This window comes from Bacillus sp. FSL W8-1127 (genome assembly GCF_038006725.1).
GTDB classification, from domain to species: Bacteria; Bacillota; Bacilli; order Bacillales; family DSM-4216; genus Bacillus_O; species Bacillus_O smithii.
The window spans coordinates 558,436-575,387 of the sequence record NZ_JBBOVU010000001.1; the positions used below are offsets into that span (position 1 = coordinate 558,436).

13 protein-coding genes are annotated in these 16,952 nt (G+C 40.1%); 8 read left to right on the forward strand and 5 right to left on the reverse strand.

All coding sequences use genetic code 11. The annotated features are described in order from the left end of the window. Positions 1-905: 905 nt before the first annotated feature. On the reverse strand, positions 906-1,124 hold the full coding sequence (locus tag NST12_RS02680; protein WP_327798074.1) for a hypothetical protein: 219 nt from the start codon (positions 1,122-1,124) through the stop codon (positions 906-908). A gap of 507 nt (positions 1,125-1,631) precedes the next feature. After that, positions 1,632-3,353, reverse strand: a complete 1,722-nt coding sequence (locus tag NST12_RS02685) for an EAL domain-containing protein (protein ID WP_327802981.1) — start codon at positions 3,351-3,353, stop codon at positions 1,632-1,634. Positions 3,354-3,857: 504 nt separating this feature from the next. Here NST12_RS02685 and NST12_RS02690 point away from each other — a divergent pair. Next, the gene (locus NST12_RS02690; RefSeq protein ID WP_048622401.1) at positions 3,858-4,901 is read left to right on the forward strand and encodes an IS30 family transposase; all 1,044 of its coding nucleotides are present in this window, start codon (positions 3,858-3,860) and stop codon (positions 4,899-4,901) included. 327 nt (positions 4,902-5,228) lie between these two features. Then, entirely contained in the window at positions 5,229-5,876 is a 648-nt protein-coding gene (locus NST12_RS02695) for a GGDEF domain-containing protein (RefSeq protein ID WP_340396529.1), read from the forward strand. Between the two features lie 466 nt (positions 5,877-6,342). On the opposite strand, the gene NST12_RS02700 is transcribed toward NST12_RS02695, so the two are convergent. Continuing rightward, complete coding sequence (locus NST12_RS02700) at positions 6,343-7,326, reverse strand: Gfo/Idh/MocA family protein (RefSeq protein WP_341028400.1); 984 nt, start codon at positions 7,324-7,326, stop codon at positions 6,343-6,345. A 338-nt stretch (positions 7,327-7,664) separates the two neighbouring features. On the opposite strand from NST12_RS02700, the gene NST12_RS02705 reads away from it, so the two are divergent. The 3 genes from NST12_RS02705 (at position 7,665) to pcp (ending at position 10,107) form a co-directional block, all read left to right on the forward strand. Next, on the forward strand, positions 7,665-8,363 hold the full coding sequence (locus NST12_RS02705) for a DUF969 domain-containing protein (RefSeq protein ID WP_048622635.1): 699 nt from the start codon (positions 7,665-7,667) through the stop codon (positions 8,361-8,363). Beyond that, positions 8,360-9,322 carry a DUF979 domain-containing protein gene (locus NST12_RS02710; RefSeq protein WP_270584565.1) on the forward strand — a complete coding sequence of 321 codons (963 nt, stop codon included), beginning with the start codon at positions 8,360-8,362 and terminating at the stop codon, positions 9,320-9,322. The genes NST12_RS02705 and NST12_RS02710 overlap by 4 nt, the downstream gene beginning before the upstream one ends. A gap of 137 nt (positions 9,323-9,459) precedes the next feature. Then, a complete protein-coding gene (pcp, locus tag NST12_RS02715) occupies positions 9,460-10,107 on the forward strand; it encodes a pyroglutamyl-peptidase I (protein ID WP_341100145.1) in 648 nt (215 codons plus the stop codon). Positions 10,108-10,291: 184 nt separating this feature from the next. On the opposite strand, the gene NST12_RS02720 is transcribed toward pcp, so the two are convergent. Continuing rightward, positions 10,292-11,962 (reverse strand): methyl-accepting chemotaxis protein, encoded by a 1,671-nt coding sequence (locus tag NST12_RS02720; protein WP_341100146.1) that lies wholly within the window; start codon positions 11,960-11,962, stop codon positions 10,292-10,294. A gap of 379 nt (positions 11,963-12,341) precedes the next feature. Here NST12_RS02720 and NST12_RS02725 point away from each other — a divergent pair, with 379 nt between their 5' ends. Then, complete coding sequence (locus NST12_RS02725; protein ID WP_327825136.1) at positions 12,342-12,773, forward strand: VanZ family protein; 432 nt, start codon at positions 12,342-12,344, stop codon at positions 12,771-12,773. Positions 12,774-13,097: 324 nt separating this feature from the next. On the opposite strand, the gene NST12_RS02730 is transcribed toward NST12_RS02725, so the two are convergent. Beyond that, positions 13,098-13,586, reverse strand: coding sequence for a VanZ family protein (locus tag NST12_RS02730; protein ID WP_003353977.1), 489 nt, complete (start codon positions 13,584-13,586; stop codon positions 13,098-13,100). 403 nt (positions 13,587-13,989) lie between these two features. Between NST12_RS02730 and NST12_RS02735 the strand changes: the two genes are divergently transcribed. Both NST12_RS02735 and NST12_RS02740 read left to right on the forward strand, forming a co-directional pair. Continuing rightward, positions 13,990-14,958: a carbon-nitrogen hydrolase family protein gene (locus tag NST12_RS02735; protein ID WP_341100148.1), complete on the forward strand. Its 969-nt coding sequence runs from the start codon at positions 13,990-13,992 to the stop codon at positions 14,956-14,958. A gap of 361 nt (positions 14,959-15,319) precedes the next feature. Continuing rightward, positions 15,320-16,891: a class I adenylate-forming enzyme family protein gene (locus tag NST12_RS02740; RefSeq protein ID WP_341100150.1), complete on the forward strand. Its 1,572-nt coding sequence runs from the start codon at positions 15,320-15,322 to the stop codon at positions 16,889-16,891. Positions 16,892-16,952: the final 61 nt, after the last annotated feature.

The following is a 16,952-nucleotide window of genomic DNA, read 5'->3' on the forward strand; positions in this document are numbered from 1 at the left end:
AATGAAATGTCTTTTATGTTGTCCCGGTGTGAAGACACGATACGTTTCTGAAACCAGCAGGAGGTTTTGGGGCTTTTTAGTGGAAAACACTGCAACTCGAAAGGGATTATCTGCAGCTTGAACAGCAGAAGCTTTGTGTAAGAATAAAAACAAAAGAGGGAGAAAACGGGCAGGAAAATTCGGGTGAAAAATATTATCCGAATCTGAAAAGGGGGGCTTTTAATACAAAATGGGTGTGGCAAGACAATGGCTACCATTCAAACCAAAGAAGAAGTGATGTAGATATTGAAAGGTTTATTATTAAATGGAAAAAATTTTAACGGGTGCTCGCCAACACTATGGTATTGTTTTATATTGATGGTTCGGAAAAATCGAAAAATTATTATGTTCGTGTGTTAAAATAATGGATAGAAATGAAAGAAAAAGGCTAAAAAAAGGTCCGCTATTTTTAGAAGAGACAATTATAGGTGCGAATGTATAGCGCACATAAATTCCCTGGGAGATTCGCACCAAAATAACGAAGCATTTTTCCTAATTAATGGGAATATTTGCGAATAGTTCTTTATGTTCATAAAGAAAATAACGATTTTTGGATTGAAAAACCACTTTTTCACCCTTAATTTGTCTTAAAATCGCTGTCGCACTCTACATGAGTGCGTGGATTGAAATGTTTAAAAAGCCGACATTTGACGAATGGAAAAGTGTCGCACTCTACATGAGTGCGTGGATTGAAATATCTGACATTGAACTCTATTGACAATGTTGTTAGTCGCACTCTACATGAGTGCGTGGATTGAAATGATGTGTTTGACGAAATTTTAATTACCGGAGGTGGCGTCGCACTCTACATGAGTGCGTGGATTGAAATAAGGCAATCAGATTTTAAATCGTTCTAATCAAAAAGATCATTGAATTTTCATCGCTTTTCTGAAGTCGATATCAGAAGGGATCTCTCCGGATTCCATTAAGTCTTTTAAAGTTAACAATTTTAAAGTGATATCCGAACTATAGACTACGTCGGCAGAATATTCTTTATATACTTTGAAAGGTACATTGCGAATGACATAATGTTTTTGATCCGTTTCCCACGAAATATCTTTTACCAATTTTGCTTCAGGAGCCATATGAAAACCTCCCTACATATTTGAGGTATTTTTACTGTCATTATACTCCCCGCGTTCCATTTGTATACCGGTTTCAAAATGGGGGTCTGACCCCATCTGTTATTTAAAGCGATAAAGGATTAAAGTAACGAAAGAATCAAGGGATGGTGGTGTGATTTTGGGGGGATTTGTTCTCACCTCGCTTGGAATTTTAAATTCATAGATTTACGACAGAAGCTGTCTGGGCGTCTGTCTTTTTTGTTTTTAAGACTGTTTGATATTTTTTTCAGGGACTGGTCTAAGCATAATAGGGTGCATGGGCATGACAGCCTTCTTATTTGCAAAGTCTTCCGCGTAGCCTTTGCTTTCATGCCCGTCAGGTTTCTTGAAAGTGGAAATAAATCAAATGCAAACGGTCTTAAAAACGCCTTTACGCAAAAAAAGTGACGATCCTCAACATGGTTGAAAAACCATTCGATTCGTAATATTTGAGACGCACAAAATATGCCTTCATCTATTAGACAAAATTCAAATGTTCGAAAAATATTCCGGATTTCGCAACAGTTGTTCGAGTTCATTGCCGGGTAATGGACGACTGAAAAGATAGCCTTGGCCGATGGGACAAGAGTGTTTTGTTAGAAACTGCAGCTGTTCTTTCATTTCAATCCCCTCAGCAATGACGTTTAATCCTAGGTGAGAGGCCATGGTAAGAATCGTTTTGACAATCACCCCGTCATCTTGAAAAAGTTCTTCTATAAAAGAACGGTCAATTTTTAGTGTGTCAATGGTGAAGCGTCTCAAGCTTGCGAGTGAAGAGTACCCGGTTCCAAAGTCATCAATAGAAAGGGAAACTCCTAAAGATTTTAGTTTTTCTAATAAAGGAATGGCACTTTTAGGATCCTGCATCATACTCTCCGTAATTTCGAGTTCAATGTATTTTGGATCAAGTTTGCCTTCTTTTATAATTCTTTGGAGAGAATCCATAAATCGATTGGATTCAAATAAAAAGGGCGACAAATTCACAGCTACATAAATAGGGGGAAGCCCTTTTTCGTGCCATTTTGCGATTTGTTCGCAAGCCGTTTTCAAAACCCATTCGGTAATCGGGACAATCAAGCCTGTTTCTTCCGCTAAAGGAATAAATTCCGAAGGGGGGATGATTCCCTCTGTAGGGTGATTCCAGCGAATGAGTGCCTCAACTCCTACCATTTTTCGCTTTTGCAAATCGACAAGCGGCTGATAATATAGAAGGAACTCTTCCTTTTGAATGGCTTGTCTTAAAGCCGTTTCCATTTTCATATTTTTGGATAAGACTTCATGGGTTTCGCTAGTGAAAAATTGAATAGAATTGTTTCCTTTTTCTTTTGCTCGATACATGGCAAAATCCGCTTTTTTAACTAATGTTTCAATATCTTGCCCGTCTTGAGGGGAAAGACTGACGCCGAAGCTGGCACTAAAAGAATAGGATTCCTTATGAAATAAAAAAGGTTTTTTTAATAGTACTTTCACCTTTCGAATGATGTCCATTACTTCGGATATGTCTTTATTTTTGACGACAATCGAAAACTGATCTCCCTCAAAACGATAAACGTTGCCAATCCCTTTTAAATGAATGGCCAGTCGCTTGGATATTGATTTGAGAAAGCGATCCCCCACCGAATGGCCTAGTGTATCCGTAATGTATTTAAAACGATCAATATCGAAGAAGATCAAGGCCATTTGGTCCGTTTTCTTTTTTTGGTTTAACCATGCACCTACTTCTTCGTTGAAGTAATGACGATTTGGGAGGCCGGTCAGACTGTCGTGATAGGCGTTAAACAGTAATTGTTCCTCTAATTTTTTTAAGTCTGTTATATCTTGGCGTATGGAAATGTATTGATAAGGTTTTCCTTCTTCATTTAAAAAAGGTACAATAGTGGTTTTTACCCAGTAGTATGTCCCGTCTTTCGCTTTATTTTTAATATCGCCTGTCCAAATATCCCCTTTTCCAATGGTTTCCCACATATTCTTAAAAAAGCTTTTTGAATGGTATCCTGAATTAAGAATCCGGTGATCTCGTCCGATTAATTCTTCTCGACTGTATTTCGAGATGTCGCAGAATTTCTGATTGGCATAAGTGATTTTTCCGGTATGATCTGTAATCGCAACAATAGTAGATTGATCCAAAGCATACTTAATGTCTAATAATTCTTTGATGCTGTCAGGTGACAGGCTTTGAAAAGCTTTCACGTTATTATTGGTTGAATCCATAAAATCCCTCTCTAATTCATTAAATTAGTTTTTTGTGACTTTGGTATGATTTTTTATTGGCTAAGTGAATTTTCATAAGCCTTAACCCTTGTATCAAGGAGTTTCATCGTAAAAAAAGAAGTATCCCCCACGTCTTGTATAACGGTAATTGGTGCAAAAACCTAAGAAGACTGGAGCGATACTTCCTATGCTATTATACAATAATATAGTATATTTTGGCATTCAAGAATTATGTGAAAGGCAGTCTGTCCACGCGTTTGATGTATTGAACGAATTTTTGCCGGCGCATCAAATGAGCTTTGAACTGAATCTGTGATGATTGACCTAATTCTTTGAGTCTATGTTTTTTAAAATGAAAAGATGAATTTAATCCGGAATCATTTTTCAAAAATTTCTAATGGCTAGTTGTATAATCAAATGCAACAAGCATAAAAAATGAAAAACCATAGATAAACCACGTATGATTAAGTCGACTAAAACAATATCGATACGGAGGATTTATCTATGGCAATTACTAATTCTACCATAGGAGCTCGGCATTTCAAACACTTAACGGCTTATGACCGTGGGAAAATTGCGGCCTTACACGCTGCTGGTAAGACTCAACAGGAGATTGCAGATTATGTTGGTTGTCACAAAAGCACCATCTCCCGTGAGTTAAGAAGAGGTACAGTGCCACAAAGAAAAAGCAACGGGAAAATTGTTCATGTCTATTTTCCAGACACAGGTCAACTTCTCTATGAGAGAAACAGGAAAGCCTGTGGCCGCAAGCTAAAACTAGACGATGCCATCGAGTTTATTAAGTATGCCGAAACTCAGATCCTTGATAAGAAATGGTCTCCTGATGCGGTATGTGGGAGAGCCAAACGTGATGGGAAATTCAAAGACAAAATGGTTTGCACCAAGACCCTTTATAACTATATTGATCTAGGACTTATAGGCGTTAAAAACATTGACCTACCTATGAAAATTACCCTGAACACCAAGAAAAAACGTAACCGGAAGAATAAGAAGATCTTAGGACGCAGTATCGATGAGCGACCAATTGAAGTCAATGAACGCCAAGAGTTTGGTCACTGGGAAATTGATACGGTTATAGGCAAGAAGACTAAAGATCAGGCCTTATTGACTCTTACTGAGCGCAAAACCCGTAAAGAAATAATTTTGAGAGTGACAGCCAAGGATAGTCTATCCGTTTCAGAAGTCATATCTCAGTTGAAAGTGTCTTATGGTAATCGGTTCTCTAAAGTGTTTAAAACCATTACGGCTGATAACGGTTCTGAATTTGCTGACCTCGGCCTTAGTGTTGAAAAAGATCTAACAGAGGTTTATTTTACACACCCTTACACATCCTGTGAACGAGGAACCAACGAGCGTCATAATGGCCTTATTAGGCGCTTCATACCAAAGGGGAGACCCATTTCCTCTGTGGCAGACGAAACCATTACCTATGTTGAAAATTGGTGTAACCATCTTCCAAGGAAGATCCTCAATTATCGTACACCTGAGGAGTGTTTCCAAATAGAGTTAGCTGGCTTAGCTTCTTAACCTTAAGCCAGCTAACCCAAAGGGTTGGTTTTTAGCAACTTGACAAAGAGCCTCTGCGGGCATGGCTACCAGCCATGAAGCCAGGTATACGGTACTGGCTGGGCCAACCAGGCTACCATGCCCGCCACTCCACGTCAAGTCGCGCAGAGTGTCCCGATTCTACTTAATCATGGGTTATCTGGTCTTTCAATACTTGTTGCATTTAATATTGCAATTTAAGAAAAATTTCTAATAGAAAAAATAGACAAAAGTTTGTTGATCCTTTATAATCCCTATGGGAAAAGTACGCCAAGAATAAAAATCACTCTCGAGAGTTGGTGATAAATGTTGTATAAATTTAAAGGAAGGATTGTGGCATCCTCTTTAGTTCTTCTTTTACTCATTTTCATTCGAACAGCCGTATGGATGAAAATAGGACGAGTTCCTCATCTCATTCCAATCCCCGGCATCATCGCTTTAATCATTGCATGGTTGTTAGGAAGAAAATATGATGAAACCTTTTTCCTTTCAATGAAAGATCCTTTGACGGGATTGAATAATAGAAGATACGTTCATTTTATATTTCCGAAATTCATAAAAACAGCACAACGCAAAAAGAAAAAACTGGTTGTTTTTGTATATGATGTTGATGAATTTAAACAAATCAATGATCATTATGGTCATGAATACGGTGATCAAATACTCCTATCGGTTTCAAAAGTTTTGGAGAGTGATATAACAAAGCATGATGTCATTGCCCGTTGGGGAGGAGATGAATTTCTTGGCCTTTCCCTTTTTTCTGACCTTCATGAAATCAAAGCAAGAATAGATTCCCTTCAGTCGAAACTCAAGGAACTGGCCAAAAGTTTTGAAAAAAAGATTTCCGTTTCTGTTGGATATGCCGTTTACGGAGAAGATGGAAAACGATTGCACGATTTAATTGAAAAAGCGGATCAAAACATGTACAGAAACAAACACTCCAGAAAAACAGTGTAAGTATATAAGGAGAGCTTGGCACATTTTGAAATCGTTAGGAAGATCAATATTTTGGATGGACTGCAACAGGCGAGAAAGAAGGGGACATTTGTGATTGCACGGTATCAAGTCGATTAGAAATCCAGGTGACAATTTACCTTTTATACAGTAGACGGGGAGCGTTTTTAACTTCTATTTCTGTTTCAAGTTTGCATCGTTGATTGGTCAGTGGTGGCAAAGAAAAATGTACGATTTGAAAGCATATTTTGGAATGCCTTGAGCTTAAAGGGGTAAGTTGTGTTTGCTGTTTTGAAGAATCCCGATGCTGCAGTTTTTTTATCAGGAGGCTCTTGGTCAGCAATAAAATAGAATTGTATATTTATTATCAGTTTTGAAATTTAATTCCGTTGAGTATTTCACGGACAAAAGCAAGCGATGTTAGAAAAATAACAGCCTCTTGCCTTTTCGGCAGAGGCTGTTATGGCTTTTATTTGTCCGCCGGAAAGACAATGCCTGTTTGTTTCCGGGCTTTTTCTATAATTTCGATGGTAGTAAGTGAGTGTTGATGCGAATTGATCTCCGATTGTTGTTTGCCGTTTTGAATTAATTCGATAAATTCTTTTGCTTCGTAGTACATAGGATGATGGTCTTGAGTTTCGGTAATGTCTTCGATGCGTCCGTCGCGATAGCGAATTTCGACTTTTTGCGGCGTATGGATCGCATCGATGATAATGCTTCCTTCTTCTCCTTGAATTTCGGCAGGGATATAGGAATTCGAAATTTTGGAGTACTGAACCACCGCGTCCATTTCTCCATAGTCGAGAATGACGCTTCCTTCTCCATCCACACCCGTTTCCAGTTTAACACTGTTGGCTTTTACATTAAGAGGTTTCCCGAATAATACTACCATTGGATACAGGCAATAAACGCCAAGGTCCATTAAAGATCCGTTGGAAAATTGGGGGTTAAAGGCATTTAGCACCGTTCCTTGCTTGTATGCGTCATAGCGCGATGAATATTGGCAATAGCTGGCGAAATAGCGGCGTATTTTTCCGATTTTATGTATATGTTTGCGAATGGCTTGGAAATTAGGGAGTAGTGTTGTTTTCATCGCTTCCATTAGGACGACATTGTTTTGTTGGGCTGCTTCGATCATAGCTTGCACTTCTTTTGTATTGGAGGCCATTGGTTTTTCGCATATAACGTGTTTGCCGTGGTTCATCAGCAAAATGGCTTGTTCGGCGTGAAAGGAATTAGGGCTTGCAATATAAACAGCATCAATTTCATCGCTTTTTGCCATTTCTTCTAAGTTGGTAAAGGTCAGTTCAGCACCTACTTTTGCCGCAAATTCTTTTGCTTTCTCTTCAGTCCGCGAATACACAGCCTTTAAAGAAAAATCCGGCACTTCTTTGGCCGCTTTAATAAATTCCTCAGTAATCCAGTTCGTTCCAATGATCGCAAATTTTATCATCGTTTGTCACTCCTTCATGGCTAGAACATGCTACCAGCATTGTACCATATTTTAAGGGGCCTGACCCCTTTAAGCCATTAAAGGGGTCAGGCCCCATTTGGTATATTGATATAAATATCCTATTTTTCTGGGAAATTGTTTTATGAGGAATGTGCAGATGAAATGATGAACAATAGCGTTGACGACCTTAATTAGTGTGATATAATTCAGAATAATAAATTATATTGGAATTATCATAATATTATTCTTAGCACGCTTGTTTGCTTCTGCACTGCAAAGCTCTTTGTTAGAACGTTGGAATGATAGAATGTCAAATTTCTGGAGAAAGAAGGGGTAAGATGGTTCTCATTGGTGTTGCTTTGATCATTGTTGGCTTTTTGTTTCGGATCAATCCGTTGGTTGTCGTAACGGTTTCGGGATTGGTCACTGGGTTGATAGCTGGTATTCCCTTTAAGGATCTCATCGCTCAATTTGGTGAAGCGTTCACGACGAACCGTTATATGTCGATTTTAATCATTACTCTTCCGGTTATCGGTCTTATGGAACGAAGCGGTTTGCAAAAACAATCGGCTTTGCTTGTTTCGAAAATAAAAGCGATCACCGCTGGTAGATTGATCAACATTTACTTTTTGATCAGGGAAATAGGGGCGGCGCTAGGATTGAATAGTATCGGTGGACATCCACAAACTGTTCGTCCCCTCATTGCACCAATGGCGGAAGGAGCTGCGGAAGCCAAATACGGGAAGCTACCTAAAGAGGAAAGGGAAAATATCCGTGCACATACGGCCGCTGCTGACAACATTGGATTGTTTTTCGGTGAAGATATTTTTGTTGCTGTCGGAGGAATTTTATTAATGAAAGGCTTCTTTGACCAAAATCATGTTGTGAGTGACCCAGTGTTGATGGCACTATGGGGGATTCCCACTGCGGTTGGTGTCTTCATCATCCATTCCATTCGACTATATTTATTCGACAGACGTTTGGAGCGACGTCTTGGGCAAAAGAAACCTGAAAACAAGGAAGTGAAATCTTCATGATACTGTCTCTTGAATACCTCTATGTTTTGATGGGAGTCATCGGTTTGTGCTGTTCTATCTACACTTTTTTAGATAAAAAAAATACAAAACGAATCACTTCGGGGTTGTTTTATTTTATCTATGCTGTGACTTTGTTGCTGGGAAAAGTGATCCCGCCGTTTTACATAGGTTTGCTCGTCATTCTGATGGTACTTATCGTAGGATTCGGAGGTTTAGAAAAAGGAAAATATGACAGCACAAGCGAAGAGGAACGCGAAGCGAAACGCAAGCGGCTCGGCAATTGGCTGTTTTTACCGGCGTTGTTTATTCCATTTTTAACTGTTATTTTTTCAAAAGTACTGGCGGGTATCAAAATCGGCGAACTCTTTCTATTTGATCCATCCAATCCGACATTGGTTGGTTTAGGCGTTGCTTGCGTCATCGCTATGATGGTTGCTCTGGCACTTACAAAGAGTACTCCAAAGACAGCCATCAAGGAATCCCGCCGTTTGCTGGAGGCAATTGGCTGGGCTGTCGTGTTGCCTCAATTTTTAGCGACGCTTGGCACGATTTTCGATAAAGCTGGCGTCGGCAATGTGGTGGCAGATATTGTCAAACATATGATTCCATCTAATTCATTATTTTGGAGTGTCGTGGTGTTATGTGTTGGAATGGCGTTCTTTACCATGATCATGGGAAATGCGTTTGCGGCCTTTCCGGTCATGGCCGGAGGAATCATCATTCCGATCCTGATTCAGCAGTTCGGAGCGGATCCAAACCAAATTGCCGCCATTTCCATGTTTGCCGGTTATTGCGGAACGTTGATGACACCTATGGCTGCCAATTTTAATATTGTTCCCGCAGCTTTATTAGACTTGAAAGATAAATATCATGTCATTCGGGTGCAAGTACCAACGGCATTGTTGACGCTTTTGCTCAATATTGTGCTGATGTATTGCCTGGCTAGATGGCAAATGTAGCTTTGGGATATGAAAATGTTGTGCACATGTGTAGATGATATGATATGGCCAATGGAGCGTCCGTTTGAAACAAAATGATAGGGAATATTGTTGTGAGATTCATAGGTTTCGAGAGGAAGAGCATCGGAGGGAATAGTATGGAGAAAAAAGTTTTAATGACCGGTTTTGATGCTTTTGAAGGTGAGCGTTTGAATCCGGCTTTGGAAACAGTCAAAATTTTAAATGGTTACCAGGAAAAAGGGGTTCACATTGTTGCTGTAGAAATCCCAACGGTCTTTCGAGCCTCGATCAAAAAGCTGGAAGAAGCGATTAAAGAGGAGAAGCCAGATGTTGTGGTCTGCGTTGGGCAGGGAGGAGGTCGAACACACATTACACCAGAGCGGGTAGCCATTAATGTGGATGATGCCAGAATTCCCGATAATGAAGGCAATCAGCCTATTGATGAGGCGATTGTAAAGAATGGTCCGGTTGCCTATTGGTCGACGCTGCCGATCAAACGCATCGTGAAGAATCTACGAGAAAGCGGTATCCCTGCAGAGGTATCTAACTCAGCCGGAACGTTTGTCTGTAATCATTTGTTTTACGGTTTAATGCATTATTTGCATGACAATGCTCCGGATGTGCGCGGAGGATTTATTCACATCCCTTATTTGCCGGAGCAGACTGTCAATAAACATGCACCGAGCATGGCAATTGAAACGATCGTTGAAGGTTTAAAAATAGCTGCCATCACTGCAGCACTCGAACCTGAGGATATAAAAGAAAGCGGTGGTGCGATTCATTAAAGAATAGGCGATGGATATTTCTAGAGATTTTTGAAAGCAACAGCTCCACTCATTAAGAAAAAGATGAAAGGGATATCAAATGAATTTTCCAATTTTTTGGCCCTGTCCGTTTATCCGGATAGGGCCTCTTTTATCAAATATGTCGATTTTTTCTTTTTCTAAGTTCGTACTTTTTTGAAAAAATTTATGTAGTTTTAAATGAATCGAGGGAAGCATTTAGATCTTTGGCTAATACATATAATGATTTTGCCTCATCTGCGACTTCGTTTATTGTGGCATCTTGTTCATCGGTAATAGAAGCGACTTCTTGCATGCTGCTTGAAATTTGTTGGGCGATGCTGGCGATGTTGGACATGCTTTCTACCATTTCGCTCATTTTTTGTTCCATAATTTCCGCTGCGGAAGACATGGATTTTGATTCGGAAGAGGCTTGTTCCACAACGGATATTAGATCATCAAAAGATTGCTTTGTCGAATGCATCATATCTATTCCTTCTTTTAAAATGCTGGAGTTATTCGTAATAGCGCTGGTGACATTTTCCGTATCGTTGCGGATGATTTCGGTTAATTGTTTAATTTCTTCTGAAGCTTGTTTGGATTGTTCTGCTAGATTTTTCACTTCTTGTGCGACGACTGCGAAACCTTTTCCTTCGTCTCCGGCTCGAGCGGCTTCGATGGATGCATTTAATGATAATAAATGTGTTTGTGAAGCGATGGTTTGAATGACTTTGACGAATTGATCGATATGTTTCGTTTTATGGTCAAGCGTATAAATTTTTTCTGTTGTTTCAAGAAACGTTGCTTGTACTTCTTCTAGTTTTTTCACTGTTTGATTGATGAATTGAAGCCCTACTTTTGATTTATCATTGGCGATCGTGGCTACGTTGTCGACTTTTTTTATCGCTGAAGCGACTTGCTTTACTCGATGAGACGTTTCATGAATCGCTTCAGTGCTTTTTAATGAATATTGAGATTGGCGTTCCATTGCATTGACGACTTCTTTCATCGCCTTTGTGACGATGTCTGATGTTGCTTTTGAATGATTTGAAGAGTCTCTCAATTTGTTAGAGGATGATTCAATTTGCAAAGTAGTATGATCGACTTGCTGGATGAGAAATCTTAAATTGCTGACCATTTGATGAAATCCATTAGACAGTGTCGTGATTTCTCGCGATACGGAATGAATATGTATAGGTGTATCTAAGTCTCCGCCGGCCACTTGGTCAAATGCTCGTTTTAGCAGCGTAATAGGCTTTACAATGGAGCGAATGGTCATAAAGCCGATAAAGCTGGCCACTAAAATCATAGTGATTGTGAATCCAAACATCATTCTTTGCTGGTGGGTGATCGGCTTGATATAGTCTTGATCTTTAATGGCGATGACAAAAGTTGCATTATCGAGCTCGATTAATGGAGATAAAGCCATCGTATAGCCATGAAGATGCACAATGCCTGTTTTTTGTTTCAAAATTTGGTCAATTTCATCTTTAGTGAAAGGAATTTTTTCGTTTAACTTCGTATCCGCTAATCCTCTGATTTCTTTATCTTTTGTGATTTGAAATTGGATGGGGATTAAGTTTTGTTCTTTAAACATTCTTTGATTGAGCTGCACGGCATAACGCAGTTCGCGGTTAAATTCTTCTCTCGTCGTAGAGGCTTTTAACATGACCACTTTTTCCGACATCACTTCTGCAGATAAAGATAGCTGCTGCTCCATTGATTGGATGGCGAGCTTTTTATTTTTTTCAACATTCACATAGGCGATCAACAAAGAGGATAAAGCGATCACTGTAATGATAGGCACAAGCAATATGGTGAGCAGCCGAAACTTTTTTTGATTTTTCTCTTTTCTCATTTTGATACCCCTATAAATGTAATATTTTACTCTCATTTAACCAAACCAATGTAAAGATAATATAAATTTTTCATAAAGCATTCGTTAAAAAAAGGGGCCTGACCCCATTAATGATTTAAATCGATAAAGTAATAAATCGATAAATCTATTAATCATAAAGCAAGGAATCGATAAATATATAAAGCGATGGCGACAAAGCGGTAGTGATCATGCGAGATGATTAATTGGTTTAGGGATGACTTTTGTCAAATGAGGGGTGTGTTTTATTTAAGGTTGGTAGGAGGTGAGGATAAACTGTTGGCATGTAAATAGGGCTTGTAAGCAGTGGTGTCTTCGTTCAAAATGAGAATGATTATAGGAAAAGAAACAGGTGATTTTAATGAAGCATAAATGGTTTTGGTGGGGGTTCGTGCTCATTTGGTGTGGGGTCATTTTTTCTTTTAGTCAATTTTCTATGTTTACAGGTGCAAATACGGCGAAAGTCATTCATCACATCGCTCAGTATTTTGGATTGGAGGGGACGAACGATCATCGAGATAGCGGCGTCTTTTCGTGGAATTTTATCATCCGCAAATTTGCGCATCTTTCAGCTTTTGGTTTTTTGGCTTTTCTTGTGTGGAAAGCGGTATTTCCGAATCGGTTTTCTTATATAGGAGCATGGTGTTTTACCGTATTGTATGCGGCATCGGATGAGTGGCATCAATCGTTTCGACCGGGACGGACGGCTTTATTTTCTGATGTGCTGATTGATGCAGCCGGAGCATTCATCGTTTTATTGTTTATCCGTTTTTATATACGGAGGCGTCATTAAAATAAATTCAGAGGGTTCCATTCGTTCACGCGGAGTATAAAGCATATAAAAATACTGGAAGCGAAAACCGCAGTCCAGTATCGAAAAGGGAACTAGTATGGAGTAAAAATAAGAGAGAACATATAAAGAGCTTACATAAAACCGTGTTTTTTAGCGGTACGAAAATCTGAATTTTAGATTCTCTTGATTTTCAAGAGAAATGAACAGGTTTGGTCCACTGTGATACAGAAAAAAAGAACTAGTTTGCTAACCGTCTATTTGAAGGTAACGTGTATACGTACCTTCTTTTTTATTCTAACAATCTCTCCTTCAAATCAGAGAGTATCAAAGAAAATGGCTGATGATTTTTTGAAAAATGGTGGATTTCTTCAAAAGATAATAGACGGTCAACACGCCGAACGAATCGATCAGTAGATCATATAAACGGCCGTCTCGTCCGAAAAAAAGCTGCAAGATTTCGGTGGTGAACGCAAAAGCGACCGAAATCAAGATAGACTGCTTATGATCTTTCAGCCAGATATACAGAAGGACATCCATGATGGCAAAGCCGGTAAAGTGTCCAAGTTTTATCCAAAACCAATGGGGGTGAATCAGCTGGATATCATAAAAGTTAAAGAATTGTAAAAAATCGGGGGACGAATGCCATTCAAATTTAATGGTTTGAAATCGCAGCAACGCTTCCAAATTTTCGGTCCATGTATGGATGCCTAAGAACAATCCCCATAAGATGACGGCAAGGAATTTCAATGATTCTTGCCGGTGGTACCTTTCTTCTTTTTTTAGACTGGATATTCCGTTTTCTGTTTTGTTCATTGCTAAGCTCCTAGCTACTGGTTTTATTTCCCTATTATATCATATGAAAATAATGACTGGTGAGAGGCTATTGGACCAAGCCGTCAAGAAAAGAATGTAACTGTTCTGTTTCATCCAATGAACAAAGAGGAAGGATCTAATGAGAGCACTGTTAAACTTTCACCAGTGTAAAGAGATTCTTTTTTATCCGAACACCTATGGTTTCGGCAGCCATGGACTTCGTCATTCTGGCTTTCTGGATTTTGATTGATTAAAGATAGGGGCCTGCCGTTTATCAAAGTATAATTAGGATATGAGAGAAGAAGGAGGAATAACTGCGCTTTGTGGATAGATATTCTTATAGCTTGTGATTTATTTTCTGAAGATTCATAATTATATTATATTTGGTTCAGGAGGTATGGAAATGACAAATCAATATACAAATGTACGTGTTGCGGTTGTACAAGCGGCTTCTGTGATCATGGATCGGGATGCTACTACGGAAAAAGCGATTTCGTTGATTCAGGAGGCTGCGGAAAAAGGAGTTGGCATCGTAGTGTTTCCGGAAGCTTTCATTCCGGCGTATCCTAGAGGACTGACTTTTGGAACGAGCGTCGGCGGCCGTTCACCGGAAGGACGAAAAGATTGGCTTCGCTACTGGGAAAATTCTGTACCAGTGCCCAGTGAAACGACAGAACGGTTGGGAGAAGCGGCTCGTAAGGCAGGAGTGTATCTTGTGATCGGCGTTATTGAAAGAGATCATGAATTTAGTAGAGGAACTTTATACTGCACGGTTTTATTTTTCGGACCGGACGGCTCTTTGCTTGGAAAACATCGGAAGTTGAAACCGACTGCCTCTGAACGAATTATTTGGGGAGAGGGGGATGGAAGCACGCTGCCTGTATTCGATACACCATATGGAAGAATTGGCGCGTTGATTTGCTGGGAAAATTATATGCCGTTGGCGAGAACGGCCATGTATGCAAAAGGAGTTCAAATTTATATTGCTCCGACAGCGGATGCGAGAGAACTGTGGCAGTCTACGATTCGTCATATTGCCGCTGAAGGAAGATGTTTTGTGTTATCTTGCAATCAGTATGTGACGAAGGATATGTACCCGACGGATTTAGCGTGCTATGAAGAGCTGGAGTCTTCGCCACATGAAATGTGCATCGGCGGAAGCGCCATTGTCGGACCGCTTGGAAACTATATTCATGAACCTGTCTATGGAAAAGAAGATATTTTAATCGCCGATCTTGATTTGCGTGAGATCGCCTATAGTCAATTTGATTTTGATGTCGTTGGGCATTACTCAAGACCGGACGTATTCCAGCTGTTGGTGAATGAAGAGAAGAAAGACAGCGTTAAGTGGATAGGATCTAATCATTTCTGATGAAATAGCAATGAAAGATTTTGCATATGAGGAATTCAAGCCCCTTTTTCTTGCGACTAAAAAGGGGGCTTATTCCGCATGAAAATATCTTTTCGATCATGTTCTATCAAAAACCGCTTTGGTATGCCACTTGCATATTGAGGGTAAATGATAAAAACGGTGAAGTTTGGAGGTGAAACAATCGATGGAATAGGAACAACCGAGAAGATCTCGCGGAAAAAGATTCGTATGGAGAAAATAGATTTTCGACTGTGATCTTCGGGAATGGAAGTCAGCTAATGACGTAGAATTTAGTAAAGAACTTTTCGTAATGGTTGGAGAGACGACAAAGGCTAAAGCCGAAGAGAAAGGGGAAATGGGTATGACCGACATAATTGGAAACAGGAGCATTCCGCAATTACTAAAGGAAATGGCCACTCTTTATCCAAAGAAAACGTTTGTCGTGTTTGAGGATCAACAAGAGCAGACCAGTTCGCTTACTTATGAAGAGTTTCTCGATAAAGTCCGTCGTCTGGCCCGTGCTTTGCAGCAGTATGGCATTCAAAAAGGAGATAAAGTACTTCTTCACCTGCCCAATGGAATCGACTTTATGATTTCTTGGTTTTCGGTCACTTCCATCGGAGCGGTGATGGTTCCCACCAATGTTTTATCGACAGCTGAAGAAATGGCTTATTTGCTCGAACATTCCGAAACGAAACTGGTGATTACGGAAAAAGAGTATGTCCACAAGTTTACGAGATTCCGAGATCAATTGAACGGCTTGTTTTTGGCAAGGAGCGAAGAGGACGACTACGGTGTAAGCCTTCAAAACATCATCCATGACACAGAACCGCTGACTGCCTTTCCTCGTTTATCGAGCGATGACATTGCTTCCATTTTATATACGTCAGGTACGACATCCAAACCGAAAGGGGTTTTGCTTACTCATGCCAATTATATCTACGTGGGAGAAATCATGTCCAAAACACTGAGGATGTCCCCGGATGACCGCGTGTTCATCGTATTGCCGATGTTCCACGGGAATGGGCAATATTACTTAGCGATGCCGGCATTGACGGTTGGAGCCAGTATCGCGATAGCAGAACGATTCAGCGCCTCCCGCTACTTTCAACAAGCGAAACGATTGCGGGCAACGGTCGGATCGTTGTTTGCCGCCCCTTTAAAAATGATTTTAAAGAAGCCTTATCGGTCTGCGGATGCTGAACATTCATTGCGGCTGATTATTTTCGCACAGTCTATCACAAGGGAACAACTCCGTGAGTTTGAACAACGATACCGTGTATCTTTGCGGCAATTATACGGGATGACGGAAACCGTCGGCACCCCGCTCATTAATCCGTTGGACGGCTATTACAATAACAGCAGCATGGGACGACCGACGATCGGTTATCGAGTCAAGCTGGTCGACGAAAACGGTCATGAAGTAAAAGACGGCGAAGCGGGGCAAATCATCGTGAACGGAATTCCGGGGAGGACCATCATGAAAGGCTATTTTCATAATGAAGAGGCGACAAGCAGCACCATAAAAGACGGATGGCTCTATACCGGCGATGTCGCACGGAAAGATCCCAACGATGGATTTTTTTACTTCGTGGATCGTCAAAAAGATATGATCAGGCGTGCCGGTGAAAATGTAGCAGCCGGTGAAGTGGAAGAGGTGATTAATCAATGTGAAGGTGTTTTTGAAAGCGCTGTTATTGGCGTTCCTGACGAAATAAGAGATGAAGCCATCCATGCTTTCGTGATTGCAAAAGATGGATACGATCTTTCCGAGCAAGAAATAATCGATGTCTGTAAACAAAAGCTCGCCAAATTTAAAGTTCCGGAAGTCATTCATTTTGTCGATGAGTTTCCGAGAACCTCCGTCGGTAAAATTCAGAAACATGAGTTGAAAAAATTCCTCTACGAGAAAGGGGCTGCAAAACGCAAGTAGTCAAAAGTTTTATTTTCTAGTATTCACACTAGGGGTGAATGGCAGGATGCCATTTTTTCAG

Bases quoted from the DNA above. Each gene is read 5' to 3' on its own strand.
- pcp (WP_341100145.1), top strand. From the start codon at position 9,460: ATGGAGAAAAAAGTTTTAATGACCGGTTTTGATGCTTTTGAAGGTGAG.
- NST12_RS02720 (WP_341100146.1), bottom strand. From the start codon at position 11,962: ATGAGAAAAGAGAAAAATCAAAAAAAGTTTCGGCTGCTCACCATATTG.
- NST12_RS02730 (WP_003353977.1), bottom strand. From the start codon at position 13,586: ATGAACAAAACAGAAAACGGAATATCCAGTCTAAAAAAAGAAGAAAGG.
- NST12_RS02740 (WP_341100150.1), top strand. From the start codon at position 15,320: ATGACCGACATAATTGGAAACAGGAGCATTCCGCAATTACTAAAGGAA.
- NST12_RS02680 (WP_327798074.1), bottom strand. From the start codon at position 1,124: ATGGCTCCTGAAGCAAAATTGGTAAAAGATATTTCGTGGGAAACGGAT.
- NST12_RS02690 (WP_048622401.1), top strand. From the start codon at position 3,858: ATGGCAATTACTAATTCTACCATAGGAGCTCGGCATTTCAAACACTTA.
- NST12_RS02725 (WP_327825136.1), top strand. From the start codon at position 12,342: ATGAAGCATAAATGGTTTTGGTGGGGGTTCGTGCTCATTTGGTGTGGG.
- NST12_RS02735 (WP_341100148.1), top strand. From the start codon at position 13,990: ATGACAAATCAATATACAAATGTACGTGTTGCGGTTGTACAAGCGGCT.
- NST12_RS02705 (WP_048622635.1), top strand. From the start codon at position 7,665: ATGGTTCTCATTGGTGTTGCTTTGATCATTGTTGGCTTTTTGTTTCGG.
- NST12_RS02685 (WP_327802981.1), bottom strand. From the start codon at position 3,353: ATGGATTCAACCAATAATAACGTGAAAGCTTTTCAAAGCCTGTCACCT.
- NST12_RS02700 (WP_341028400.1), bottom strand. From the start codon at position 7,326: ATGATAAAATTTGCGATCATTGGAACGAACTGGATTACTGAGGAATTT.
- NST12_RS02710 (WP_270584565.1), top strand. From the start codon at position 8,360: ATGATACTGTCTCTTGAATACCTCTATGTTTTGATGGGAGTCATCGGT.